20 protein-coding genes are annotated in these 24,734 nt (G+C 66.7%); 11 read left to right on the top strand and 9 right to left on the bottom strand.

Features of this window, described 5'->3' with window-relative positions; translation table 11 throughout:
- Positions 1–30: 30 nt before the first annotated feature.
- On the top strand, positions 31–921 hold the full coding sequence (locus ACK2SD_RS17170) for a 1-aminocyclopropane-1-carboxylate deaminase/D-cysteine desulfhydrase (protein ID WP_412460418.1): 891 nt from the start codon (positions 31–33) through the stop codon (positions 919–921).
- Here the strand turns inward: ACK2SD_RS17170 and ACK2SD_RS17165 are convergent.
- Entirely contained in the window at positions 912–1,457 is a 546-nt protein-coding gene (locus tag ACK2SD_RS17165) for a cytochrome b (protein WP_412460417.1), read from the bottom strand. The genes ACK2SD_RS17170 and ACK2SD_RS17165 overlap by 10 nt on opposite strands.
- 228 nt (positions 1,458–1,685) lie before the next feature.
- Between ACK2SD_RS17165 and ACK2SD_RS17160 the strand changes: the two genes are divergently transcribed.
- From ACK2SD_RS17160 to ACK2SD_RS17115, 10 genes are all read left to right on the top strand, one after another.
- Entirely contained in the window at positions 1,686–2,576 is an 891-nt protein-coding gene (locus ACK2SD_RS17160; protein ID WP_039576369.1) for an NAD(+) kinase, read from the top strand.
- Positions 2,573–3,547 carry a metallophosphoesterase gene (locus tag ACK2SD_RS17155; protein ID WP_317871892.1) on the top strand — a complete coding sequence of 325 codons (975 nt, stop codon included), beginning with the start codon at positions 2,573–2,575 and terminating at the stop codon, positions 3,545–3,547. Before ACK2SD_RS17160 ends, ACK2SD_RS17155 begins: the two co-directional genes overlap by 4 nt.
- Complete coding sequence (locus tag ACK2SD_RS17150) at positions 3,544–4,422, top strand: rhomboid family intramembrane serine protease (RefSeq protein WP_412460416.1); 879 nt, start codon at positions 3,544–3,546, stop codon at positions 4,420–4,422. The genes ACK2SD_RS17155 and ACK2SD_RS17150 overlap by 4 nt, the downstream gene beginning before the upstream one ends.
- A gap of 14 nt (positions 4,423–4,436) precedes the next feature.
- Positions 4,437–4,697 carry a YeaC family protein gene (locus tag ACK2SD_RS17145; protein WP_029614797.1) on the top strand — a complete coding sequence of 87 codons (261 nt, stop codon included), beginning with the start codon at positions 4,437–4,439 and terminating at the stop codon, positions 4,695–4,697.
- Complete coding sequence (locus ACK2SD_RS17140) at positions 4,694–5,524, top strand: DUF2797 domain-containing protein (protein ID WP_412460415.1); 831 nt, start codon at positions 4,694–4,696, stop codon at positions 5,522–5,524. The genes ACK2SD_RS17145 and ACK2SD_RS17140 overlap by 4 nt, the downstream gene beginning before the upstream one ends.
- A gap of 13 nt (positions 5,525–5,537) precedes the next feature.
- The gene (gene pepN / locus ACK2SD_RS17135) at positions 5,538–8,195 is read left to right on the top strand and encodes an aminopeptidase N (RefSeq protein WP_412460414.1); all 2,658 of its coding nucleotides are present in this window, start codon (positions 5,538–5,540) and stop codon (positions 8,193–8,195) included.
- A 217-nt stretch (positions 8,196–8,412) separates the two neighbouring features.
- The gene (locus ACK2SD_RS17130) at positions 8,413–9,435 is read left to right on the top strand and encodes a WD40/YVTN/BNR-like repeat-containing protein (protein ID WP_412460413.1); all 1,023 of its coding nucleotides are present in this window, start codon (positions 8,413–8,415) and stop codon (positions 9,433–9,435) included.
- On the top strand, positions 9,432–11,825 hold the full coding sequence (locus ACK2SD_RS17125; protein WP_412460412.1) for an efflux RND transporter permease subunit: 2,394 nt from the start codon (positions 9,432–9,434) through the stop codon (positions 11,823–11,825). Before ACK2SD_RS17130 ends, ACK2SD_RS17125 begins: the two co-directional genes overlap by 4 nt.
- A gap of 64 nt (positions 11,826–11,889) precedes the next feature.
- Complete coding sequence (locus ACK2SD_RS17120; RefSeq protein WP_412460411.1) at positions 11,890–12,180, top strand: DUF5629 family protein; 291 nt, start codon at positions 11,890–11,892, stop codon at positions 12,178–12,180.
- Positions 12,146–13,276, top strand: a complete 1,131-nt coding sequence (locus ACK2SD_RS17115; protein WP_412460410.1) for a lactonase family protein — start codon at positions 12,146–12,148, stop codon at positions 13,274–13,276. The genes ACK2SD_RS17120 and ACK2SD_RS17115 overlap by 35 nt, the downstream gene beginning before the upstream one ends.
- Before the next feature lie 7 nt (positions 13,277–13,283).
- Here ACK2SD_RS17115 and ACK2SD_RS17110 read toward each other — a convergent pair whose 3' ends face one another.
- From ACK2SD_RS17110 to ACK2SD_RS17075, 8 genes are all read right to left on the bottom strand, one after another.
- Positions 13,284–13,883 carry a glutathione S-transferase gene (locus tag ACK2SD_RS17110; RefSeq protein ID WP_412460409.1) on the bottom strand — a complete coding sequence of 200 codons (600 nt, stop codon included), beginning with the start codon at positions 13,881–13,883 and terminating at the stop codon, positions 13,284–13,286.
- Positions 13,880–17,524, bottom strand: a complete 3,645-nt coding sequence (locus tag ACK2SD_RS17105; protein ID WP_412460408.1) for an AAA family ATPase — start codon at positions 17,522–17,524, stop codon at positions 13,880–13,882. Before ACK2SD_RS17105 ends, ACK2SD_RS17110 begins: the two co-directional genes overlap by 4 nt.
- On the bottom strand, positions 17,521–18,759 hold the full coding sequence (locus ACK2SD_RS17100; RefSeq protein WP_412460407.1) for an exonuclease SbcCD subunit D C-terminal domain-containing protein: 1,239 nt from the start codon (positions 18,757–18,759) through the stop codon (positions 17,521–17,523). Before ACK2SD_RS17100 ends, ACK2SD_RS17105 begins: the two co-directional genes overlap by 4 nt.
- A 133-nt stretch (positions 18,760–18,892) precedes the next feature.
- Positions 18,893–20,509, bottom strand: coding sequence for a BatD family protein (locus ACK2SD_RS17095; protein ID WP_295483643.1), 1,617 nt, complete (start codon positions 20,507–20,509; stop codon positions 18,893–18,895).
- Positions 20,506–22,236 carry a tetratricopeptide repeat protein gene (locus ACK2SD_RS17090; protein WP_412460406.1) on the bottom strand — a complete coding sequence of 577 codons (1,731 nt, stop codon included), beginning with the start codon at positions 22,234–22,236 and terminating at the stop codon, positions 20,506–20,508. Before ACK2SD_RS17090 ends, ACK2SD_RS17095 begins: the two co-directional genes overlap by 4 nt.
- The gene (locus ACK2SD_RS17085; RefSeq protein WP_039576396.1) at positions 22,233–23,309 is read right to left on the bottom strand and encodes a vWA domain-containing protein; all 1,077 of its coding nucleotides are present in this window, start codon (positions 23,307–23,309) and stop codon (positions 22,233–22,235) included. Before ACK2SD_RS17085 ends, ACK2SD_RS17090 begins: the two co-directional genes overlap by 4 nt.
- Positions 23,302–23,796, bottom strand: a complete 495-nt coding sequence (locus ACK2SD_RS17080; RefSeq protein WP_029614944.1) for a DUF4381 domain-containing protein — start codon at positions 23,794–23,796, stop codon at positions 23,302–23,304. Before ACK2SD_RS17080 ends, ACK2SD_RS17085 begins: the two co-directional genes overlap by 8 nt.
- Positions 23,793–24,734 (bottom strand): DUF58 domain-containing protein, encoded by a 942-nt coding sequence (locus ACK2SD_RS17075; RefSeq protein ID WP_412460405.1) that lies wholly within the window; start codon positions 24,732–24,734, stop codon positions 23,793–23,795. Before ACK2SD_RS17075 ends, ACK2SD_RS17080 begins: the two co-directional genes overlap by 4 nt.

Here is a 24,734-nt window from a genome sequence, read left to right as displayed (position 1 = left end):
GCGCCTTGCCGCTGTTCGACGAGACGCCCGATGTTCGCAGACCTTCCCTCCGCGCCGCTGCACCCGCTGCGCCTGCCCTGGCTGGGGCAGGCGGGCGTCGAGTGCGCGATCCTGCGACTGGACCTGATCGACCCGCTGATCAGCGGCAACAAGTGGTTCAAGCTGCAGCGGCCTTTGCAACGCGCACGTCAGGCCGGTGCGCCTGGCCTGATCAGCCTGGGCGGCAACCACTCCAATCACCTGCACGCCCTCGCGGCCGCGGGTCGCCGCTTCGGCTTCGCTACCGCCGGGCTGCTGCGTGGTCATCGCCAGGACACGCCCACGGTTCGCGATTTGGAGGCGTTCGGCATGCAGCTGCATTGGCTGGGTTATGCCGGTTATCGGGCGCGGCACCATCAAGACTTCTGGCGGCCCTGGCAGGCCCGCTACCCAGGCTGGCACTGCATCGCCGAAGGCGGCGCCGGCGAGGACGGGTTGGTGGGGTGTGCGCAGATCGTCGAGCAGGCCCGTGCTGGGCTGGGTGCACTCGGTTGGGCGGACTATCACGCCTGGTGGCTGGCGGTGGGCACCGGCACCACCTTGGCTGGCCTGGTGCAGGCCGAGCAGGGCGCGCATCCCGTGCACGGTGCGCTGGCGGTCCCCGAAGACCACGGCGCGGCGCAGAACGTCGCGGCGCTGGTCGGCGCTTCGGGCTATCACCTGCACGCCGCTTGCCGCGTGGGCTTCGCCCGGATCGACGACGCCCTGCTGGACTTCATCGCCGCCAGCGAGCGCCACAGCGAGGTGCCCCTGGAGGCGCTGTATACCGGTAAGGCGCTGCTGGCGCTGCGCGAGCAGGTCGAGGCTGGGCGCTTTGCCCGTGGCACTCGCCTGATCTTCGTTCACACCGGCGGCCTGCAGGGGCGCCGCGGTTACTTGTAGGGCAGCATGCGCAGCAGCGTGTTGTCGCGGCGCACGTAGTGGTGGTAGAGGCCGGCCAGCGCATGCAGGCCGATCAACCAGTAGCCCCAAGTGCCGACCTGCTCGTGCCAGCCCTTGATGAACTTGGCCAGGTCCGGGTCCTTGCCGATCAGCGCGGGCAACTCCAGTCCATAGAAGGGGATAGGCTTGCCCGCTGCACTGAGGATCAGCCAGCCGGCGACCGGCATGCCGATCATCAGCAGATACAGCAATGCGTGCATCAGGTGCGCCAGGCCGATCTGCCAGGCCGGTGGCCGGGGCAGGATCGGCGGCGTCGGACGCATCACGCGCATGGCCAGGCGCAGCCACACCAGCACGAACACGGTCAGGCCGAGCATGAAGTGCAGGCTCTTGATCAGGTCGCGTTCGGCGCTGTCCCGGGGGAACAGACCGCGAAACTCGATACAGGCGTACACCGCGGCGAGCAGCACCAGCATCAGCCAGTGCAGGATGATGGACAGGCGCGCGTAGTGCAGCGTCGGGGTGGATGAAAGCATGGTCGATCCTCGTCATCAGGTCAGTGAGGCGCTCTTGCTGGCGCCTGCTGTGGACTGTAGCGCGTCGGATGATAGTTTTTCGTTGATCCTAGCGGTGAGTTTCTTCGATCGGCGCCACTCATGCTGACCCACGCCCTGTATGCCGGGGCGATGGCCGTTTGCTGCTGGCCAGGGGTTTCGCCCATAATCGCGCCATCGTCACCCGCCGCAGAGCCTTGCAGGAGCCCCATGGAGCAATTTCGCAATATCGGTATCATCGGTCGCCTCGGTAGCTCGCAGGTGCTCGACACCATTCGCCGACTGAAGAAATTCCTGCTCGAGCGCCACCTGCACGTGATTCTCGAGGACACCATCGCCGAAGTGCTGCCCGGTCATGGCCTGCAGACCTCGTCGCGCAAGCTGCTGGGCGAGGTCTGCGACCTGGTCATCGTGGTCGGCGGCGATGGCAGCCTGCTCGGTGCTGCGCGCGCACTGGCCCGCCATAACATCCCGGTGCTGGGCATCAACCGCGGCAACCTGGGCTTTCTCACCGACATTCGCCCCGACGAGCTGGAGACCAAAGTCGCCGAGGTGCTCGACGGTCACTACCTGGTCGAGAACCGTTTCCTGCTGCAGGCCGAGGTGCGCCGTCACCACGAGGCCATCGGCCAGGGCGATGCGCTCAACGATGTGGTGCTGCACCCAGGCAAGTCGACGCGGATGATCGAGTTCGAGATCTACATCGACGGCCAGTTCGTCTGCAGCCAGAAGGCCGACGGCCTGATCGTGGCCACGCCCACCGGCTCCACCGCCTACGCGCTGTCGGCGGGCGGGCCGATCATGCACCCCAAGCTCGACGCCATCGTCATCGTGCCGATGTACCCGCATACCTTGTCCGGGCGGCCGATCGTGGTCGACGGCAACAGCGAGCTGAAGATCGTGGTGGCCAAGGACCTGCAGATCTACCCGCAGGTGTCCTGTGACGGCCAGAACCATTTCACCTGCGCACCGGGCGACACCATCACCGTGAGCAAGAAGTCGCAGAAGCTGCGCCTGATCCATCCGCTGGGGCACAACTACTACGAGGTCTGCCGGACCAAGCTCGGCTGGGGCAGCCGTCTGGGCGGCAGGGACGACTGATGCTCGATCCGGCTCGCAGTTTCGACATCATCGGTGACGTCCACGGTTGCGCGCAGACCCTCGAACGCCTGCTCGACGCCCTCGGCTACCACCGCGTGGGTGGCGTGTGGCGTCACCCACGGCGCCAGGCGCTGTTCCTCGGCGACATCGTCGACCGCGGCCCGCGCATTCGCGAGGCGTTGCACATCGTCCACGACATGGTCGAAGCGGGGCAGGCGCACTGCATCATGGGCAACCATGAGTACAACGCCCTGGCCTGGGAAACCCCGGCACTGCCGGGCAGCGGCAAGACCTTCGTACGCGAGCACACGCCGCGCCACGCGCGCCTGATCGACGAAACCCTGGAGCAGTTCGCCCAGCATCCGGGCGACTGGCACGACTTCCTGCACTGGTTCTACACCCTGCCGTTGTTCATCGATGCCGAGCGCTTTCGGCTGGTGCATGCCTGCTGGGACCACTCACTGATCGCGCAATTGCGCGCCCAGCATCCGGACGGACGTATCGATCCGCACTTCGTGCAGGCCTCGGCAGTGTCCGGCAGCTTCGCCGCGACCGCCTGCAACCGCTTGCTGCGCGGCACCGACATGCGCCTGCCCGGCGGTCTGACCCTGACCGGTGGCGACGGCCTGACCCGCGCGTTCTTCCGCACCAAGTTCTGGGAGGAAGACCCGCAGACCTATGGTGACATCGTGTTCCAGCCTGACGCTCTGCCCGAAGAAGTGGCCCGCGCGCCGCTCAGTCACAGCCAGAAGAATGCCTTGCTGAGGTATGCCGAAGACGAGCCCTTGCTGTTCGTCGGCCACTACTGGCGCAGCGGTCATCCCGCGCCGATCCGCCCCAACCTGGCCTGCCTGGACTACAGCGCAGTGCTGTACGGCAAGTTGGTGGCCTACCGGCTGGATGCGGAAACCCGCATCGACCCGCACAAGTTCGTCTGGGTCGATGTCGACCGTCCGCAGGCCGGCCAATGAACGTGGTCGAAGTGCTGCGCCTGCCCTTGTCGGTCGACCTGGGCGGCTTCGTGACCTTGCTCCAGCAGTTGCAGGTGCCGCACCGGGTGGTGGAAGAGGGCAGCGATCAAGTGCTGTGGGCACCGCCGGAACTGGCTGAGCAGGTGCTGGACTTGTACCGCCGCTATCGCGAAGGCTACGCCGACCTGCATGCACTCGCCACGCCCGAACGTCCGGCCCAGGACAACGCAGCGCTCTCGCTCAAGGCTCAGGCCCGCGCCTGCAAGGTCACCGTCGCCGTGCTGCTGCTGTGCTTGGTGGTGGCAGGCCTGACCGGCCTTGGCGACAACCTCGCCACCTTGAGCGGGTTCACCTTCCAGGATTACCAGGTGCAGGGCGATTACCTGTACTTCGTGCCCCTGGCCCAGAGCCTCGGCGAGGGTCAGTGGTGGCGGCTGATTTCACCCATCTTCGTGCACTTCGGCGTGCTGCACCTGCTGATGAACGGCATGTGGTACTGGGAACTGGGGCGGCGCATCGAGCTGCGCCAAGGCCCATGGACGCTGCTGGCCCTGACGCTGGTGTTCGGCGGGGTGTCGAACCTGGCCCAGCATGTCATCGGCGGCCCGAACCTGTTCGGCGGGCTTTCCGGTGTGCTCTACGGCCTGCTCGGCTACCTCTGGCTGTACCAGCGCCTGGCGCCGCACCCGCTGTTCGAACTGCCTCGCGGCGTCCTGGCAATGATGCTGATCTGGCTGGTGGTCTGCCTGAGCGGCGTCGTCGGTCAGCTCGGTTTCGGCCAGATCGCCAATGCCGCCCATGTCGGCGGCCTGCTCATCGGTTGCCTGAGCGGCCTCTTGGGTGGGCTGCTGGCCCGGCGTAAACTGTCGGCTTGATTCAGGAGACGTTCATGTCCACTTTCGCGCAAATGATCGAAAACATCACACCGGAGATCTACCAGAGCCTGAAGACGGCCGTGGAGATCGGCAAATGGTCCGATGGCCGCAAGCTCACCGCCGAGCAGAAAGAGCTGTCGCTGCAGGCCATGATCGCCTGGGAGGCCAGCAACCTGCCCGAGGAGCAGCGCACCGGCTACATGGGCGCCCAGGAATGCGCGTCCAAGTCTGCGCCGATCCCCAACATTCTGTTCAAGTCGGACTCGGTACATTGATCGAACTCGCTCGTGGCTCTCTGAGCAAGATGGCGGTGCGCCTGGACGCACCGGTGGTGCAGTACAGTTTTCGCCTTGGCGAACAGCAGGTGCCGGTCAATCCGCTGATCGGCCAGACCCTGCGCCTGGAGTACCTGGGCGCGATTCATTGCAGTCATTGCGGTAAACGCACCAAGACCAGCTTCAGCCAGGGTTATTGCTACCCCTGCATGACCAAGCTGGCGCAGTGCGACCTCTGCATCATGGCGCCGGAGCGCTGTCACTACGACGCCGGCACCTGCCGTGAACCGTCGTGGGGCGAGCAGTTCTGCATGACCGACCACATCGTCTACCTGGCCAACTCGTCGGGCATCAAGGTCGGCATCACCCGCGCCACCCAACTGCCCACCCGCTGGCTCGACCAGGGCGCCAGCCAGGCGTTGCCGATCCTGCGCGTTGCCACGCGCCAGCAGTCCGGGCTGGTCGAAGACCTGCTGCGCAGCCAGGTGCCGGACCGCACCAACTGGCGCACCCTGCTCAAGGGCGATGCCGAGTTACTCGATTTGCCGGCCGTGCGCGAGCAGATCTTCGATGCCTGCGCCGAGGGCCTGCGCGGGCTGCAGGCACGGTTCGGTCTGCAGGCGATCCAGCCGCTGGCCGATGCCGAGGTGGTGCAGATGCGCTATCCGGTCCAGGCCTACCCGAAGAAGATCGTCAGCTTCAACCTGGACAAGGACCCGGTGGTCGAGGGCACGTTGCTGGGCATCAAGGGTCAATACCTGATCTTCGACACCGGCGTGATCAACATTCGCAAGTACACGGCTTATCAGCTGGCCGTGCTCCAGTAAAAGGATCGTCAGCATGCGCACCGAACAACCGCAAGTGATCTACCTCAAGGACTATCAGGCCCCCGAGTACCTGATCGACGAGACGCACCTGACCTTCGAGCTGTTCGAAGACCACAGCCTGGTGCACGCGCAACTGGTCATGCGACGCAACCCTGAGCGCGGCGCCGGCCTGCCGCCGCTGGTGCTCGACGGCCAGCACCTGGAGTTGCTGCGCGCCGCGCTGGACGATCAGGAACTGCACGCCGGCGAGTATCAACTCGATGACGACAGCCTGACGCTGCAGCCCAAAGCCGAGCGCTTCACCCTCGACACCAGCGTCAAGATCCACCCGGAAAGCAACACTGCGCTGGAGGGGCTGTACAAGTCCGGCAGCATGTTCTGCACCCAGTGCGAAGCCGAGGGCTTTCGCAAGATCACCTATTACCTCGACCGCCCGGATGTGATGAGCACCTTCACCACCACGGTGATCGCCGAACAGCATCGCTACCCGGTGCTGCTGTCCAACGGCAACCCGGTCGACAGCGGTCCGGCCGAAGACGGGCGCCACTGGGCCACCTGGGAAGACCCGTTCAGAAAGCCCGCCTACCTGTTCGCCCTGGTAGCGGGCGACTTGTGGTGCGTCGAGGACAGCTTCACCCGTCAGTCCGGTCGCGACGTGACGCTGCGCATCTACGTCGAACCCGAGAACATCGATAAGTGCCAGCACGCCATGGTCAGCCTGAAGAAGTCCATGCGCTGGGACGAAGAGGTGTATGGCCGCGAGTACGACCTGGACATCTTCATGATCGTCGCGGTCAACGACTTCAACATGGGCGCCATGGAAAACAAGGGCCTGAACATCTTCAACTCCAGCTGCGTGCTGGCGCGCGCCGAGACGGCGACCGACGCCGCTCACCAGCGTGTTGAAGGGGTGGTGGCCCACGAGTACTTCCACAACTGGTCGGGCAACCGCGTGACCTGCCGCGACTGGTTCCAACTGTCGCTCAAGGAAGGCTTCACGGTGTTCCGCGATGCCGAGTTCAGTGCCGACATGAACTCGCGCACGGTCAAGCGCATCGAAGACGTCGCCTACCTGCGCACCCACCAGTTCGCCGAAGACGCCGGCCCCATGGCCCACCCGGTGCGTCCGGACAGCTTCATCGAAATCTCCAACTTCTACACCCTGACCGTCTACGAGAAGGGGGCCGAGGTGGTCGGCATGGTCCGCACCCTGCTGGGCGCCGAGGGTTTCCGCAAAGGCAGCGACCTGTATTTCGACCGTCATGACGGCCAGGCCGTGACCACCGACGATTTCATCAAGGCCATGGAAGATGCCAACGGCGTCGACCTGACCCAGTTCAAACGCTGGTACAGCCAGGCGGGAACGCCGCGCCTGGAGGTCAGCGAGGCCTATGACGCTGGCGCCCAGACCTACAGCCTGACCTTCCGCCAGAGCTGCCCGGCGACCCCGGACAAGGCCGAGAAACGACCGTTCGTGATCCCCGTGGCGCTCGGTCTGCTCGATGCGCAAGGCAACGACCTGCCGCTGCAAGTGCTCGGCGAGGCGCAACCCACTGGCACCCACCGCGTGCTGGCGGTGACCGAAGCCGAGCAGACCTTCACCTTCCAGGGCATCGCTGCCAAGCCGCTGCCTTCGCTGCTGCGCGGTTTCAGCGCGCCGGTGAAGCTGAGCTTCCCCTACGACCGCGACCAGCTGATGTTCCTCATGCAGCACGACAGCGACGGTTTCAACCGCTGGGAGGCGGGACAGCAGTTGGCCGTGCAGGTGTTGCAGGAGTTGATCGGTCAGCATCAGCGCGGCGAAGCGCTGAAACTCGACCCTCGGCTGATGACCGCCCTGGGTACGGTACTGGGCAACGCGTCGCTGGATCCGGCCATGGTCGCCGAGATGCTGTCGCTGCCGGGCGAGGCGTACCTGACCGAAATCAGCCAGGTGGCGGATGTCGACGCGATTCATGCGGCCCGCGAGTTCGCCCGCAGGCAGATCGCCGAGCAACTGTTCGATGCGCTCTGGGCGCGCTATCAGGCGCACCGCGAGGTGTCGCGCAACACCGCCTATGTGGCCGAGGCCGAGCACTTCGCCCGCCGCAGCCTGCAGAACATCGCGCTGTCGTACCTGATGCTCACTGGCAAACCGCAGGTGCTGGAAGCGACCCTCGAGCAGTTCGAGCACGCCGACAACATGACCGAACGCCTGACCGCCCTGGCGGTACTGGTCAACTCGCCGTTCGAAGTCGAGCGCGCCAAGGCGCTGGAGGCCTTCGCCGAGCACTTCAAGGACAACCCGCTGGTCATGGACCAGTGGTTCAGCGTGCAGGCGGCAAGCAGCCTTCCGGGCGCGCTGGCGCGGGTCAAGGCGTTGATGCAGCACCCAGCCTTCACCTTGAAGAACCCGAACAGGGTGCGTGCAGTGGTCGGCGCCTTCGCCGGGCAGAACCTGGTCAACTTCCACGCCGCCGACGGTTCGGGCTACCGCTTCCTGGCGGACCTGGTGATCGAGCTCAACGCCCTCAACCCGCAGATCGCCTCGCGTCAACTCTCGCCCCTGACCCGCTGGCGCAAGTACGATGCCGCGCGTCAGGCGCTGATGAAGGGCGAGCTGGAGCGGATTCTCGCTTCCGGTGAGCTGTCCAGCGATGTGTATGAGGTGGTGAGCAAGAGCCTGGCTTGATGCGTGACGACAAGGCCGTCTCCGCAACCATTGGGAGGCGGCCTTGTCGCGTCTAGGTGCCATGTTGCGGGCATAACAAAACATAACGTCCCGCCCGTTGTGTCCGCGCGAAGTTCCCCGATAGGATCGCCCCACGCTATCGCAGGGCTCTGGATCAAGGTTTTTCACAGGACCTGCAAGGCATTGACCCACTACAAGAACACAACAGGGGGCGGTGATGAGGGAATGGCTGAGGGTGGATGTCAGGCGCGCAGCCTTGGCGTTGACGGCCAGCGCACTAGTAGCGCTGGGCACATGGACAGACACCGCGCAGGCGGCCGCCGCCACCGAATACTCGGTGGAGTCGGCCAAGGCCAGCCGCAGTCTGCTGATCGACTCTGCCCATGCCGGGCCGCGTCTGGTGGTGGTCGGTGATCGCGGCCACATCCTGTTTTCCGATGACCAGGGTAAGACCTGGAGCCAAGCCCGGGTGCCGACCCGGCAACTGCTCACCGCCGTGTTCTTCCTCGATGACAAGCGCGGCTGGGCGGTGGGGCATGATGCGCAGATCCTTGCCACCACCGATGGCGGCGCGACCTGGAACAAGCAGTTCGAGGACCTCGCCCGCGAAGCGCCGCTGCTGGATGTGCGCTTCATCGACGCCCTGCATGGCTTCGCCGTCGGCGCCTACGGTGCGCTGCTGGAAACCACCGACGGTGGCCAGCACTGGCAGGATGTGGGCGAGCGCTTGGACAACCCCGAGCAGATGCACCTCAATGCCATCACCCAGGTCAAGGACGCTGGCCTGTTCATCGTCGGCGAGCAAGGCAGCATGTTCCGCTCAAGTGACGACGGCCTGACCTGGACGCCGGTGCAAAGCCCCTATGAAGGTTCGCTGTTCGGTGTGATCGGCACCGCCCAGCCGCGTACCCTGCTGGCCTTCGGGCTGCGGGGCAACCTGCTGCGCTCCACCGACTTCGGCGACAGTTGGCACGCCATCGACGTGCAGACCCCACGCGGGCCGCTGGAATTCGGCCTGGCCAACGCCACGTTGCTGGGCGACGGCAGCCTGGTGGTGGTGGGCAACGGTGGCAGCGTCTTGCGCAGCCGCGACGACGGCCAGACCTTCAGCCTCTACAACCGCGCCGACCGTCTGGCCCTGGCCGGTGTCAGTGGCCTGAGCAGCGACCGCCTGCTGCTGGTGGGGCAGGGCGGGGTGCATCTGGCCAGTGCCGAAGGTGCCGATGAGGTGCAGCCATGAACCGTCCGGAGAAGCTCGACATGCACCATAACGACAAGGCCACCCTGCTCGAGCGGCTGATCTTCAACAATCGCCCGGTGGTCATCGCACTGTGCGTGGTGGTCAGCATGTTCCTGTTCTGGCAGGCCACGCAGATCCGCCCGTCCACCAGCTTCGAGAAGATGATCCCGCTGCAGCACCCCTTCATCGAACAGATGCTGGAGCACCGCGACGACCTGGCCAATCTCGGCAACACCGTGCGCATCTCGGTGGAGGCCGTCAACGGTGACATCTTCGACAAGGACTACATGGAGACCCTGCGTCAGATAAACGACGAGGTGTTCTACCTGCCCGGCGTCGACCGCGCCGGGCTCAAGTCGCTGTGGAGCCCCAGCGTGCGCTGGAGCGAAGTGACCGAGGAAGGCTTCTCCGGCGGAGAGGTGATCCCCAATACCTACGATGGCTCGCCGGACAGCCTCGACACCCTGCGCGACAACGTGCTCAAGTCCGGGCAGGTCGGCCGGTTGGTGGCCAACAATTTCAAGTCGAGCATCATCGACATCCCGCTGCTGGAGACTTTCCCCGACCCGCAGGACCCCGGCACGCTCACCCGGCTGGACTACCAGAAGTTCTCGCATCAACTGGAAGAGAAAATCCGCGACAAGTTCCAGGCACAGAACCCCAACGTGAAAATCCATATCGTCGGCTTCGCCAAGAAGGTCGGCGATCTGATCGACGGCCTGGTGATGGTGGCGATGTTCTTCGGCATCGCCTTGCTGATCACCTGGGCACTGCTGTACTGGTTCACCTGGTGCATCCGCAGCACCATCGCCGTGCTCATCACCACCTTGGTGGCGGTGGTCTGGCAACTGGGATTGATGCATGCGGTAGGCTTCGGCCTGGATCCGTATTCGATGCTGGTGCCGTTCCTGATCTTCGCCATCGGCATTTCCCACGGGGTGCAGAAGATCAATGGCATCGCCCTGCAGTCCAGCGACGCCGATAACGCCCTGACCGCCGCCCGACGCACCTTCCGCCAACTGTTCCTGCCGGGGATGATCGCCATCCTCGCCGACGCCGTGGGCTTCATCACCCTGCTGATCATCGACATCGGCGTGATCCGCGAATTGGCCATTGGCGCCTCGATCGGCGTGGCGGTGATCGTCTTCACCAACCTGATCCTGCTGCCGGTGGCCATCAGCTACGTCGGTATCAGCCAGAAGGCCATCGCCCGCAGCAAGAAGGATGCGGTCTGCGAGCACCCGTTCTGGCGCCTGCTGTCGAGCTTCGCCAGCCCCAAGGTGGCGCCAGTGTCCATCGGGTTGGCGCTGTTGGCCTTCGCGGGTGGGCTCTGGTACAGCCAGAACCTGAAGATCGGCGACCTCGACCAGGGCGCGCCGGAGTTGCGTCCCGACTCACGCTACAACCTGGACAACCGCTTCATGATCGGCAACTACTCCACCAGTTCCGATGTGCTGGTGATCATGGTCAAGACCGCCGCCGAGCGCTGTTCGGTGCACGAGACGATGGCGCCCATCGACGAGTTGATGTGGACGATGGACAACACCCCCGGCGTGCAGTCGACCATCTCCCTGGTGACCGTGTCCAAGCAGGTGATCAAGGGCATGAACGAAGGCAGCCTGAAGTGGGAGACGCTGTCGCGCAACCCGGACATCCTCAACAACTCCATCGCCCGTGCCGACGGGCTGTACAACGCCAACTGCTCGCTGGCCCCGGTGCTGGTGTTCCTCAACGACCACAAGGCCGAGACCCTCGAACGGGTCACCGCCGCCGCCAAGGCCTTTGCCGAGGCGCATGATCGTGACGGCTTGCAGTTCCTGTTGGCAGCCGGCAACGCCGGCATCGAGGCGGCCACCAACGAGGTGATCAAGTCGGCCGAGCTGACCATCCTGATCCTGGTGTACCTGTGTGTGGCGGTGATGTGCCTGATCACCTTCCGTTCCTTCGCCGCGACCCTGTGCATCGTCCTGCCGCTGGTGCTGACCTCGGTGCTGGGCAACGCCCTGATGGCCTTCATGGGCATCGGCGTGAAAGTGGCGACGCTACCGGTGGTGGCCTTGGGCGTGGGCATCGGGGTGGACTACGGCATCTACATCTACAGCCGCCTGGAAAGCTTCCTGCGCGCGGGGTTGCCGTTGCAGGAGGCCTACTACGAAACCCTGCGCTCCACCGGCAAGGCCGTGCTGTTCACCGGTCTGTGCCTCGCCATCGGGGTGTGCACCTGGATCTTCTCGGCGATCAAGTTCCAGGCCGACATGGGCCTGATGCTCACCTTCATGCTGCTGTGGAACATGTTCGGGGCGCTGTGGCTGCTGCCGGCACTGGCGCGTTTCCTGATCAAGCCGCAGAAGATGGCGGGCAAGCCGGGCGGCTCGATCTTCGCCCACTGAGCCAGGGGCGGGCAGGCGGCCGGGGCGATATACTGGCCGCCTTTTTTCGCCCTAGGTGGTTCCCATGCCCGCTCTCGCTACCGCTCTCGAATCCTGCGACATGCTGCTGATCGACGGCCTGCATGCCTTTGACTTCACCTGCGACGGCACCGGCCTGGTGGTCGAGTGCATGGACGGTCGCCAACTGCGCCGCTGGACGTTCAGTGCCGAGCAGGTCGCCGCCGCCCGCGCCGAGGGGAACGATTGGTTGCTGGCCGATGCCGAAGCTGAACACCGCCTGGTGTTGATGAGTGCCTTTCGCGCCCCCGATGAGGACGAAGATGAACCGGAACTGGAAGCGCCTGCTGATCGTTAGTCTCATGGGTCTGGGCGTCACCGCGCAGGCTGCCACGTTGCTGGTGGGCAGCTACACCGACGGCGCCAGCAAGGGCCTGTATCGCTATGCCTTCGACACCGACACCGGGCGCATCGAACAGCAGCCGCTGCAAGTGATCGAGGCCGACAGCCCGTCTTGGCTGGTGCTGTCCGAAGACCACAAGCAGCTGTTCACCGTCAACGAGACGCGTGCAGGTCATGTCAGCAGCTATGCGGTGGGCAGCGACGGCGAGCTCGAACCGCTCGGACAGGTGCCCAGCCACGGCGATGAGCCGACCCACGCCAGCCTGAGCCAGGATGAACGCTACCTGTTCGTGGCCAACTACGCCGTGGCCCCCGACCCCGGTGGCAGCCTGGTGGTGATTGCAGTGGACCGCGACGGCAAGCTGGGCAAGGTGCAACAGCAATTGCGGCATGCGCCGAGCCAGGTCAATGCTGAGCGCCAGCGCGGTGGCCATGTGCATTCGGTGGTGCGCTCCCCCGATGGCAGCCACCTGTATGCCAGTGACCTGGGCGCCGACAAGGTCTTCATCTATCGCTACGACGGCGCCAGCAGCGATCGGCCATTGACCCCCGCCACTCCGGCATCGGTCACGCTGCCGCCGGGCAGCGGGCCGCGTCACCTGCTGTTCGATGCCAAAGGCCGGCATGCCTACCTCACCCTGGAAATGAGCGCCGAAGTGGTGATGTTCGATGTCCGTCAGGTCGAGTTGATAGAACGCCAGCGCCTGCCCCTCACCGACAGCGCCGACCCGGCGGCGAAGGCCGCTGCAGGGCTGCACCTGTCGGACGATGGGCGGTTTCTCTACGTCAGCAACCGTGGCACCGCCAACCAGATCGTGGTCTATGCCGTCGATCCCGAGGATGGCCACCTGACCCTGGTGCAGCGTCGCTCGGTGGAAGGCGATCATCCCCGGGAATTCGCCTTGGACCCCAGTGGCAAGTTCCTGCTGGTGGCCAACCAGAAGAGCAACCAGATCGTGGTGATGCACCGAGACCCGCGCAGCGGCAGGCTCGGCGACACGGTGCAGACCCTGGCGCAGGACGCGCCCTCGGACCTGAAGCTGTTCGAGTGATTGGCGCTCAGGGCTGCTTGGCCATGATCGCCGTGAACAGCTCCGACGCCAGCCATCCTTGTAACCATCGGCGCAGGCGCGGATAAGCGGCCTCGACGAACCATTGCGGTTCGACCCCGGCGAACTGGCGCAGCAAGGGCATCAACGCGGCATCGGCCAGACTTGGGTGATCGGCCAGCAGGAAGGGCCGCTGCGCCAGCAATCCTTCCAGTTCGGCCAGCCAGGTTTCAGCCTGCCGGCGGTAGTGTTCGCGCGAATGCTCGGGGTAACGTTCGGCGTACTTGTAACGGTTCACCTGAGCCTTGAAGTCCGTGTCGTTGCGGGCAATGAGCACCTCGGCGCGGGCTGCGGCGGGCGGGTCGTCGAGCAAGCGCCAGTCTTGCGGGTCATGCCGGTCCAGAGCCCAGCGCATGATGTCCAGGCTTTCCTCCAGCACCCCGGCGCCGGTATCGAGCACCGGCACCGTGCCCTTGGGCGACAAGACCAGCAGTTCGGCGGGCTTGTGCTTCAGCGACACTTCGCGGATCTCCACGTCGCAGCCGGCATAGCGCAGCGCCAGGCGCGCCCGCATGGCCCAAGGGCAGCGCCGGAACGAGTAGAGGATCACCCGCAGACCTCGACATCGCTCAAGCCGTTGCCTTGGCGGCGCACCTGGATCTGCACGGGGATCCGCTCGTGCATTTCCTGCACGTGGGAGATCACCGCGACCTTGCGGCCCTGGGCCTGCAAGCCGTCCAGCGCGTCCATGGCCAATTGCAGCGATTCCGGGTCGAGGCTGCCGAAGCCTTCATCGATGAACAGCGACTCGATGCGCAGGGTGCTCGAGGCCATGGACGCCAGGCCCAGGGCCAGGGCCAGCGACACCAGGAAGGTCTCGCCGCCGGACAGCGAATGCACCGAGCGCAGTTCGTCGCCCATTTCCGTGTCCAGCACCAACAGGCCGAGGGCGCTGCCGCCGCGCTTGAGGCGGTAGCGCCGGGCCAGTTGGCGCAACTGCTGGTTGGCGTGGTGCAGCAGCAGGTCGAGGTTGTAGCCCTGGGCGATCTTGCGGAACACATCGCCGGAGGCCGAGCCGATCAGTGCGTTCAGGCGCGCCCAGCGTTGCCATTCGTGGCGGGCCTGCTCGATGGCGTCGGCCAAGGCCTGATGCGCCTGCTGGCGGCGTTGGTCGTCGGCCTGGCGGGCGCGCAGTTCGGCGCACTGCTGTTCCTGGGCGTTGAGGTGTTCCCGCAGCGCGACCAGGCGTTGTTGCAGGTCTTCGATCGACGCCTGGACCGCACCCGCGGCGTTGTGCTGTTGCAGGCGCTGTTCGCGCTCCTGCAACAGTACCCGGGCCTGTTCGACCGCTTTGTCGGCCTGCTGCAGGCGCTGACGCAGCGCGCTGACCTCGGCGTCGTCGATGGCCAGCAAGCGTTGCAACCCAGCGTCGTCGAGTTGCGGATGCTCGGCGCGCCAGTCGGCGATCTGGCTGTCCAAGGCGTGCCGTTCCTGCTCCAGCGCCTGCTGACGGGCGGTGTTGGCCTTGAGTTCGCCGGCCAGTTGCACGTCCTGGGTACGCAGCGCCTGAAGCTGCTGCGCCGTTTCGCTGTCGAGTGCCCGGGCCTGTTCGAGCTGCGTGTCGCCATGCTGCTGCCAGGCTTCGGCGCTGGGCTGCTCGCCAAGTAGTTCGGACAGCTCGGCGTGCGCCTGCTGACGCTGGGCATCGAGCGCTGCGCGTTGCTGCTGCAACTGTTCCAGCGCCTGGGCCTGGGTTTGGTGGTGATCGTGCAACTTGTCCAGTTGCGTTTGGCGGGCCTGCTGCTCCTGCTGTTCTTCCTGGCGCTGGGTCTGCTGTTGCAGGCGCAGGCTGATCTGCTGGTCGAGCGCGACGAAGGCGTGGGTGGGGTCATCGCTGAGGGCTTTGAGCACGTCTTCGGGCAGCACGCTGGCCAAGTCCGTCAGGCCTTGCCGCAGTTGTTGCTCGTCGTTATCCAGGGCCTGGTGCTGCTGCTCCAGATGGCGCTGGGCTTGCTGCTGGGCCTGTTGCGCCGCCTGCATCTGCTGGGTCAGGCGCGCGGCGTCTTTGTGCAGCGTGAGCAGGGCGCTCTGGCGCTGCTCGTCCCTGCCGATTTCCGTCTCCAGCCGGCGCAATTGGCTGTCGAGCCAGGCGCTGCGGGCCGGGTCGTCCTGGGGCGCCAGCGCTGGCCACAGGCTGTGGGCCTGCAACTGGGCCGCCAGCGGTTGCAACTGTTCGTCCAGGTGCAGGTGTTGCTGCTGGAGGTCCTTGATCTGGGCGTTGACCACGCCGAGCTGGGTGCGCAACTCCACCAGTTGCTGGGTGAGCGTCGCGACCTGTTGCTGCGCCGCCTCTTCTTCGACCTGGTCGTGCTGTCCAAGGCTCTGCAACAGCGCCTCGGGCTGGTGAAACGGATGCTCGGCGCTGCCGCAGACCGGACAGGCTTCGCCCTCGCGCAACTGACTGCGCAGCGCTTCGACACTGCTGTGGCGCGCCTGACGCTGGCGCTCCAGCAATTGCCGGGTCAGCGCCAAGGCCTGCTCGGCGGCGTCCAGTTCGGCTTTGGCGGCGGTGCCCTGGGCGATCAACTGCTGGCGCTGCTGCATGGCCTGCTGCTGGCGTCCGCGCAGCCCATCGCGTTGCTGGCTCAACTCGCGCTCGCGGCCGTGCAGGCGCGACAGTTCCTCCACGGCACGCTGCTGTTTGCGATTGTCCTGAAGCATGCCGCCGAGCAGATCGATCTGCTCGGCCAGTGCCTCGGGCTCGGCCTTGGCTTCGCGGAACAGCAGCTCGAGGCTGTCGCGCTGGCTCTGCACCTGCGCAGTGGCCTGGCTGGCCTGGGCCTGAAGACCGGGCAACTCTTCGCGGCCCTGGGCCAGGCGGGCGCCGATCTGCACCACCTGACGTACTTGCGGCAGGTAAGCCTGCCAGGCGTCGGCCAGCCCAGACAAATGCTGGCTCTCGGCCAGTGTGGTGTCGATCAGCGCCAACTGCGCCAGGCTGCGCTGCTGGTGTTCTTGCACCTGCTCAAGCTGTTGCTGGCCCTCGACCAGACGCTGTTCGGCGTCCTGGCAGAGCGACTGCTGCTTCTCCAGGTCCTGGTCCAGGCGCGCCAGTTCGTGCTGGGCGGCGAACGCCTGACGCAGGCGCGGGGCCTGTTCGGCCTGCCGCGCTTGCTGTTGCGCGAGGGCTTCGCGCACCGCGAGCTGAGCCTGCTCCTGCTCGCGGAGGCGGGCGTGCAGGTCGGCCTGCTGACGCGTCTGCTCGGCCATCTCGGCCGCCAACGGCGCGAGCTGGGCGCCCAGGGCGTGCTGACGCTGGAACTGATGACGCTGCGGCGCCAGACGTTCCAGACGCTGCAGGTCCAGACGCTGTTCGCCCAACTGCTCGCTGGCCTGCTCGGCGGCCTGGAGTGCTTCGACCACTTCCTGGCGTTGTGCCTGTAAGCGCTGCTGCTCGGCCAGCCAGGCGCATTGCTGCTCCAACTGCCGTTCGTTGGCTTGCTCAGCCTTGAACTGCAGCAAAGCCTGTTCGAGTTGTCGATCCAGCTCGGCGCGTGCGTCGGCCGCCAGCGGTAGCAGATGGCTGGCCTGGTCTTCCAGGGTCTTGAGTGCGTCGGCCGCTTCGCGGGTGCGGCTGAAGGCGCGCTGGCCGAGGCGGGTGTAGATCGCCGTGTTGGTGAGTTTTTCCAGCAGCTCGCTGCGCTCACGGTCGTCGGCCTTGAGGAAGGCGCCGAATTCGCTCTGGGCCAGCATCACCGCGCGGGTGAACTGTTCGAAGTTCAGCCCCAGGCGCGCCTCGACCAGCGACTTGTATTCCTGCTTGCCGCTGGCCAGCAGTTGCTCGCCGTCCAGGTCATAGAGGCTCTGGCGGCTCTGCTGCAGTTTGCCGGTGGCCTTGTCGCGGGCGCGGTTGGCCTCCCAGCGGGCGCGGTAGCGCTGGCCGTCGATGCCGACGAAATCGACCTCGGCAAAGCCGCTGCCGGTGCCACGCCGCAGCAGGTTGCGCGGGTCGGACGTGGGAATCTCGCCGTCGGCGTCGGGCACCTTGGCTTCGCGACCGATCGGTTCGAGCCGCGGCACCGTGCCGAACAGTGCCAGGCACAGGGCATCGAGCAAGGTGCTCTTGCCGGCGCCGGTCGGCCCGGTGATGGCGAACAGGCCAGCGCTGGCCAGGGGCTCGGCGGTGAAGTCGATGTCCACGGGGCCGGCCAGGGAGGCCAGGTTCTTCAGGCGGATGGCCAGGATCTTCATGGCTGCGACGCCTCCAGTTGCACGTCCTGCAGCAGCAGGGCGAAGTCGTTCAGGGTCTGCTCGTCGACGGGGCTGCCGTAGGCCTGCTCCCAGGCGCGGCCGAACAGATCCTGCGGCGTGAGTTGCGACAGTTCGACGAACGCCTGGCCGTCGTCGTCATGGGCGTCGCGCCCGGCGTATTCGGCGCTGATGCGCACCAGGCGCACGGCCTTGCCGTGCAGAGCGGCCTCGATGCGCTGGCGCAGGTCCGGCTGAGGCTCGTCCAGGCGCACGCGCACTTCCAGCCAGGGCTGACGGTTGGGATCGTCCAGCAGATCGATCACCGGCAATTCGGCCAGTTGCTCGAGCAGCTCGCTCAACGGCGCCGGCCCCATGCGCTGCAAGGCCACGGCGCGCGGTACCAGGCGCGGCTCGACGCTCACCAGCGCGGCGCCGTCCAGCTCGATCTCCAGCACCTGGTGCGGGTAGTTGATCTCGGCGAACGACAGCGGAATAGGCGCGCCGCTGTAGCGGATGCGTTGCTCGCGGTTGACCTTCTGCGGCTTGTGCAGGTGGCCCAGGGCGACATAGGCGATGGCCGGGTCGAACAGCCGCGCCGGCAGCGCTTCAGCGTTGCCGATGATCAGGCTGCGTTCGGAGTCTTCGCTGATCGAGCCGCCGGCCATGTGCGCATGGCTGATGGCGACCAGCGCCTGGTCCTTGCGGCGTTTGCCCAGCGCAGCGCCGATCAGTTGCTGGTGCACCTGATGAATGCCTTGCAGGTAGTCGTCGCCCAGTTGCGGGCCGGTGACTTCGGCTGGACGCAGGAAGGGCAGGGCCAGGCACCAGGCGCAGACCTTGCCGCGAGCGTTGGTCAGCGGAATCAACAGGCGCTCGGCGTCGAGCTGGCCGTCGTCCATCCAGTGCACGCGGCCCAGGGCATGGGTGCGCAGGCGCCGCATCAGCGGTGCAGGCAGCTCGATGCGCGAGCCGGAATCGTGGTTGCCGGCGATCATCACGATGTCCAGCTTGGGCTGCTGTTCGTGGGCCTGGACGATGAAGTCGTAGAGGCGTTCCTGGGCTTTGACCGGCGGGTTGACGGTGTCGAAGATATCGCCGGCGATCAGCAGCGCGTCGGGCTGGCGCAGGCGCAACTGGCCCAGCAACCAGTCGAGGAAGCAGGCGTGTTCGAAGTCGCGTTCCTGGCCGTGGAGACTCTGGCCCAGGTGCCAGTCGGAGGTGTGAAACAGACGCATGGGGAACCTGTTGATGTCGAGTCGAGCGAACGCGGGTCGCGCTTAAAGGGGCGCTCGGGAGGGTCGCCATGGTAACTCAACTCGTCCGCGACCGGTTCTGCCGATGCTCAGGACCGCGGGGGCGATGCGGTCCTTACTTCGGGTACAGCGGCGGCAGGTTGCCGCTGTCGCCACCGGGCGCGACGGCAGGCTGGGCAGGCGGGATGCTGCCGATTGCGCGCCACAATTCGTCGCCATGCCAGTTCTGGCCGCTCTCGCTGTAGAGCGCCCCATTGAGTCCATCCAGCGCATCGGACAACGGTACGAAGCGCGCGGCCATTTCGGCCAGCGTCTCGGGCTGCTGACGGGCCCAGGCATCGAGCGCCTGGCGGGTGGCATGCGGATCGTTGGCCTGGCAGGCGCGCTTGAGATCGTCGAGCAACGTGCGTGGGCTCGGGCCACTCTGCGCCGTGCGCAGCACTGCCGGTTGCGAGCGGGCGCGCCACCACAGGCCGAAGCCCAGCAGCGTGGTCAGCGCCAGGATCAGCGTCGCCAGTTGCCAGGGCCACAGCAGGCTGCTACCGCCTGCGCCGTCGGCGGCAGGCGTGTCGGTGCTCAGGGCCGGGTTGTCGTCGATCTGCAGACCACGGGCCGGCAGGCTGCTGTGTTCCAGATGGTCCTCCAGGGTGTTCCACCAGGTGACTTCCAGCGCCGGCAACTGCAGGTGGCCGCTGCGGGTGGGGACCAAGGCTTCGCGCTCTTCGCGGTTGGCGGTCATGCCGCGTTCGTTGATCTCGTTGCGCAGCAAGGGCTGGTCGGGGTAGCGGCGTAGGCCGGGTGCTTCGGTAGCCGGCAGCGGCGGCAATTGGGTGCTGGACAGGCCCTCCGCACGCAGGGTGATGCTGCGGGTCAAGGAGTCGCCGATTTGCGTGGGTTGTTGGCTGGGGTCGGGGTTCCAGCGCTCTTCCAGGGTCAGGCTGCGCGCCGGCAGCCAGGTCAGCCCGGCGGGCCAGGCGGCGGGGATCGGTTTGACCTGCAGGCTCAGCGGCAGCGAGCTGACCTGCACTTGGCGCCCGCTGTTGCCGGGCTGCTGGCCGCTGTCGGCCGCCGTGGCGGTGAAGGTCAGCGGCGGCAGTTGCAGCGGTCCGCTGCGCTGCGGGTAGAGGGCATAGCGGGTTTCGATCACGCCGTGGCGCACGCCGTTGATGTCCTTCTCGTAGGTGCGCGACTCGCCCAGTGGCTCGACCTTGACCTCGTCCAGGCGCAACGGGCTGAGGCTGCTGTCGTCGTACAGCGATACCGAGTGATAGATGCGCACGGTCAGCACGGCCTGGGCCTGAACGTAGACCTCGGGGCTGTCCAGGCTGGTCTCGATGAACACCTGCGAGGCGCTGTCCGGGCGGTTGGGATCGGCTTGCACCACTTGCAACTCGATCGGCTCGCTGCGGGACTGACCCAGTTGCAGCGCCGGGATCTGCAGGCTGCCGCTGCGCTTGGGCAGCAGGGTGACGATCCAGCGGGTGCTGGCCCGGGTTTCGCCATCCAGGGTGCGCAGGCTGTTGAGCTGGCGGGTGCCGCGCACCTCGAAATCGCCCTCCAGGGCGCGCAGGTCGGGTTTGCCGAACTGGGTGACGTCCTGGCTTTCCAGGGTCAGTTCCAGGGTTTCGCCGGCCTCCACGCGGGTACGGTCGACGCTGGCCTGCAGCGCGGGTTGGGCCTGGGTGAGGGTGAGCCAGAGCAGGCCGAGTACAAAGACGCCGAGGCGACTCATCGTTTGGGTTCCTGATGCAATTGCTGTTCGTACCAGAACTTGCGCCGCAGCAACTGCGCCGGGTTGTCGGGGATTTCCCGCAACCACTGTTCCAGGGCCTGGCGCTGTTCGGCGTCCAGGCTGGTGGCGGCCGGTCGTTGCGGCGGTTGGGTGACGCTGTCGTCATCGTCGCCGGGGCTGCTGGAGCCGGTCGCATTGTCGTTGTTGGGGGCATTGCGGGCGTCGCGGCTGTCCTGGGCCGGGCTCTGCTCGTCGTTGCCGGGCGTGCCTTGGGCGCTGCTGTTGGGCGAACTGCTGTTGCCGTCGGTGTCGCGACTCGGGCTCTGCTCGGCCTGGTCGCTGTCGCTTTGCGCCTCGGCCTTGCCTTGGCGTTGCTGCAACAGTTGCTCGACCAGCGCCTGGTTGTCCAGCGCCGGTTGCAGGTCGGGTTGACGTTCCAGGGCCTGCTCGTAGGCGTCGAGCGCGGCCTCCAGCTCGCCGGCCTGGGCCAGCGCGTTGCCGCGGTTGTAGTGGGCGGCCGCGCTGTTGCTCTGGGCGAAGGCCTGGGCCGCGCCGCTGTAGTCACCGGCCTGATACAGCGCCATGCCACGCCACTGCGGATCCTCGAAGCGTTCGGCGGCCTCGGCGGGGCGCTGGCGTTGCAGCAGGTGCTGGCCCTGTTGATCGGGGCGTCGCCACAGGTCCTGGAACTCGAAGGCTTGGCTGGGCTGGGGCAGGGCCAGCAACAGCGGCAGGCAGAACAGCCAGCCGCGCCGCCCGGCGCAGGCGGCCAGCAGCAGCAGCGGCAGCAGTAGCCAGTAACCCTGGTCGGCCCAGCTGTCCAGGTGCAGGGTCTGGCCGTCGTCGCGCAGGGCGCGCGGATTGTCGAACAGGCCCAGGCCGCGCAGGTCCAGGTCGTCGACGCGGGCGTGGCGGTAGCGACCGCCGCTGCCGGTGACGAAGCGCTTGAGCTCAGGGCTGTCCAGGTGCGGCACGAGAATGCCGCCCTGGGCGTCCTTGAGGTACTCGCCGTTGGCTTGGCGCACAGGGGCGCCTTCGGCGGTGCCGACGCCGAGCATCAGCAGCGAAGGCCCTTGACGGCCGAGGGCCTGACTGATGCCCTGGCGCTCCTGGGCACTGAGCGAGGAACCGATCAGCAGCACCCGGCCTTCGCCCAGGCCGCTCTGGGCCAGCAGCGCCAGACCCTTGTGCAGCGCCAGGTCGGCGCGCTGGCCCGGCTGCGGCATGATCGCCGGATCGACCGCTTCGAGCAGGTTGCGGGTGGTGCCCAGGTCGTCGGACAGCGGTACCAGCGTGTGTGCGCTGCCGGCGTAGACGATCAGCGCGGTCTGGCTGTCGCGGCGGTGTTCGAGCAGGTCGAGGATCTTGCGTCGAGCTTGCTCCAGGCGGTTGGGCTGGACGTCCTCGGCGAGCATCTGCGGGGTGAGTTCGAGCAGGATCACCAGCGGATCGGCGGGGCGCTGACGGGTTTCTTCCAGGCGCTGCCAGCTCGGTCCGAGCAAGGCCAGTACCAGCAGCAGCCAGGCCAGGCCCAGGGCGATCCAGGGCAGTTTGCTGCGGCTGCCGCTGCCGCCACCGAGCAGCACGGCGTGGAACTGTGGCGGCAGGATCATCTGCCAGCGTCCGGCGCGCTGACGCCGATGCCAGAGCTTGAACAACAGCCAGGCGAGCACGGGCACGCTCAGCAGCCAGAGCGGGCGTAGCCAGTGTGGCCAGAGTTCGATCATCGCCGCCTCCTCAGGCGCAGGCGTTCGAGGCGCTGACGCCATTGCGGATGGGGCTGCAGGAAACGCGGGCGACGCAGCAGGCGCTGCAGAAGGTGGTCGGGCCACTGCACGGCGATCACCAGCAGCACGCTGAGTAGCAGCGCCAGGGCCAGTGGCCAGGCATAGAGCTCATGGGCGGTGCGCGCCTGAGTGGGTTGCTGGGCCACCGGTTCGAGGCGATCGAGGGTATCACCGATGGCGTCCAGTTCGGCACCGTCGTGGGCGCGGAAGTAGGCGCCCTGGGTCAGGCTGGCGATTTCCTTGAGCGAGGCTTCGTCCAGGTCCAGGCTTGGATTCAGGCCGAGCAGGCCCGGTGTGCCGTTGGCGTCGGGATCGGCGCCGATGCCGATGGCATAGATGCGCACGCCTTCCTGAGCGGCCAGGCGCGCGGCGGTCAACGGGTGGATCTGCCCGCCGTTGTTGGCGCCATCGGTGACCAGCACCAGCACCCGGCTCTGTGCCGGTCGCTGGCGCAGGCGCTTGACGGCCAGGCCGATGGCGTCGCCGATGGCGGTGTTCTTGCCGGCGATGCCGATCTGCGCTTCGTCGAGGAAGGTGCGCACGGTGCGCCGGTCGAAGGTCAGCGGCGCTTGCAGGTAGGCTTGGCTGCCGAACAGGATCAGGCCGACCCGGTCGCCTTCGCGGTCCTGGAGAAAGTCGCCGAGCAGCGCCTTGACCAGATCCAGGCGACTGATGTCGTCGCCTTTCCAGTGCATGTCGGGGAAATCCATCGAGCCTGATACGTCCACTGCGACCAGCAGGTCGCGGCCGCTGGCAGCGATTGGCACGGGTTCGCCCAGCCATTGCGGGCGCGCGGCGGCCAGCAGCAACAGCAGCCAGATCACCAGGAACGGCGCCTGCTGGCGCCAGGTCGGCAGGTTCAGGCGCGCGCGGCGCCCGGCCAAGCTTTCCAGTTCGTCGAGAAAACCCACCTTGAGCACCGGCTCGCCGCTGTCGGCGGCGGGCAGCAGCAGGCGCATCAGCCAAGGCAGCGGCAGCAGTGCGAAGATCCACGGCCAGGCCAGGTCAAACATGTTTGCGAATCCAGGTCTCGACCGCCTGGGCAAGCCCGGCGATGGCCTTGTCGTCGAGCTTGCACTCGGGCTTGTAGGCGCCTTCGACCAGTACCATCCAGCGCGTCAAGCCGGCGGCCGGGCAGCGGTTGTCGAGAAAGGCCAGCCATTGGCGGCCGTTGAGGGTATGGCTGTGGGCACCGGGATAGTGGTTGCGGCACAGGCGCTTGAGCAGGGCATTGATCTGCTGCAGCCAGGCGCCTGCCGGCGCACCGTCGTAGGGGCGCGGCAGGCGGGCCAGTTCGGCCAGCGCCTCGACCCGCACCGGATCCAGCGGCTGCTCGGCGCGCACCACCTTGCGCGGGACCGGGCGCCAGCGCAGCAGGCGCCACAGGCCCCAGCCCAACAGCGGCAGCACGGCCAGCAACAGCCACCAGCCCGGCGCCGGCGGCCAGACACCGATCGGCGCTGGCGCGATCAGCGGTTGCAACTGATCCAGCGGGTTCATGGGCTGCTTCCAGGGCGCTGGTTGAGGGACTCGCGCAACTGCTCGATCATTTCGCTCTGGGTGCTCAGCGGAATCAGCACCACGCGCAGTTTCTGCGCCAGCAACGCCCAGCGCTCGATGCGCGCTTCGGCCTGCTGGCGGTAGAGCAGGCGCAGGTTGGCGTCCAGGGTATCGAGTTCCAGTTGCGCGCCGCGCTGGGCGAAGCGCAGCAGGCCGGCGGCGGGCAGGGCATGGTCGAGCGGGTCGCTGATCGGCAGCAGCAGCAGGTCGCAATGGCGCGAGAGCATCGCCAGGTGCTGTTCCACCGCCGCAGTGAGCGCGCGTTCGTCGCAGATGACGATGGCCAGGCTGCCCGGGCGCAGCACCTCGCGCGCACGGCGCAGGGCCAGGCCCAGGCTGTCCGCTTGCGACACGGCTTCGGTGTGCAGCGCCTGGTTGATGCGCGCCAGGCGATTGAGCAACTGCAACAGGCTCTGCTTGCTGCGACGTGGTTTGATCTCGTGGTGCTCGTGGTCGCCGAACACCAGGCCACCGATGCGGTCGTTGTGGCCCAGGGCGGCCCAGCCGAACAGCGCGGCCGCCTGGGCGGCGAGCACCGACTTGAACATCAGGCCCGAGCCGAAGAACAGGCGCTGGCTCTGCTCGACCAGAATGAAGATCGGCCGCTCGCGCTCTTCATGGAACAGCTTGGTGTGCGGCTCCTGGGTGCGGGCGGTGACGCGCCAGTCGATGTTGCGCACATCGTCGCCGGCCTGGTAGACGCGAACCTGGTCGAAATCCACGCCGCGTCCGCGCAGCTTGGAGTGGTGCAGGCCCACCAGCGGGCTGCGCTGGCCGGGTCGGGAAAACAGCTGGATTTCGCGCACGCGGTGGCGCATATCGATCAGCTCGGCCAGGCCGATGCGGATGCCGGGTTCGCTCAGGTGGGCGGCGGGCAT

It is taken from the genome of Pseudomonas sp. SC11 (genome assembly GCF_047039205.1).
GTDB classification, from domain to species: Bacteria; Pseudomonadota; Gammaproteobacteria; order Pseudomonadales; family Pseudomonadaceae; genus Aquipseudomonas; species Aquipseudomonas boreofloridensis.
Note: the sequence above shows the minus strand (reverse complement) of the source record. Positions and strands in the feature narration are given on the sequence as shown.

Bases quoted from the DNA above. Each gene is read 5' to 3' on its own strand.
- ACK2SD_RS17080 (WP_029614944.1), bottom strand. From the start codon at position 23,796: ATGAACCCGCTGGATCAGTTGCAACCGCTGATCGCGCCAGCGCCGATC.
- ACK2SD_RS17130 (WP_412460413.1), top strand. From the start codon at position 8,413: ATGAGGGAATGGCTGAGGGTGGATGTCAGGCGCGCAGCCTTGGCGTTG.
- ACK2SD_RS17075 (WP_412460405.1), bottom strand. From the start codon at position 24,734: ATGCCCGCCGCCCACCTGAGCGAACCCGGCATCCGCATCGGCCTGGCC.
- ACK2SD_RS17115 (WP_412460410.1), top strand. From the start codon at position 12,146: ATGAACCGGAACTGGAAGCGCCTGCTGATCGTTAGTCTCATGGGTCTG.
- ACK2SD_RS17105 (WP_412460408.1), bottom strand. From the start codon at position 17,524: ATGAAGATCCTGGCCATCCGCCTGAAGAACCTGGCCTCCCTGGCCGGC.
- ACK2SD_RS17150 (WP_412460416.1), top strand. From the start codon at position 3,544: ATGAACGTGGTCGAAGTGCTGCGCCTGCCCTTGTCGGTCGACCTGGGC.
- ACK2SD_RS17160 (WP_039576369.1), top strand. From the start codon at position 1,686: ATGGAGCAATTTCGCAATATCGGTATCATCGGTCGCCTCGGTAGCTCG.
- ACK2SD_RS17100 (WP_412460407.1), bottom strand. From the start codon at position 18,759: ATGCGTCTGTTTCACACCTCCGACTGGCACCTGGGCCAGAGTCTCCAC.
- ACK2SD_RS17095 (WP_295483643.1), bottom strand. From the start codon at position 20,509: ATGAGTCGCCTCGGCGTCTTTGTACTCGGCCTGCTCTGGCTCACCCTC.
- pepN (WP_412460414.1), top strand. From the start codon at position 5,538: ATGCGCACCGAACAACCGCAAGTGATCTACCTCAAGGACTATCAGGCC.
- ACK2SD_RS17125 (WP_412460412.1), top strand. From the start codon at position 9,432: ATGAACCGTCCGGAGAAGCTCGACATGCACCATAACGACAAGGCCACC.
- ACK2SD_RS17120 (WP_412460411.1), top strand. From the start codon at position 11,890: ATGCCCGCTCTCGCTACCGCTCTCGAATCCTGCGACATGCTGCTGATC.
- ACK2SD_RS17165 (WP_412460417.1), bottom strand. From the start codon at position 1,457: ATGCTTTCATCCACCCCGACGCTGCACTACGCGCGCCTGTCCATCATC.
- ACK2SD_RS17090 (WP_412460406.1), bottom strand. From the start codon at position 22,236: ATGATCGAACTCTGGCCACACTGGCTACGCCCGCTCTGGCTGCTGAGC.
- ACK2SD_RS17145 (WP_029614797.1), top strand. From the start codon at position 4,437: ATGTCCACTTTCGCGCAAATGATCGAAAACATCACACCGGAGATCTAC.
- ACK2SD_RS17170 (WP_412460418.1), top strand. From the start codon at position 31: ATGTTCGCAGACCTTCCCTCCGCGCCGCTGCACCCGCTGCGCCTGCCC.
- ACK2SD_RS17085 (WP_039576396.1), bottom strand. From the start codon at position 23,309: ATGTTTGACCTGGCCTGGCCGTGGATCTTCGCACTGCTGCCGCTGCCT.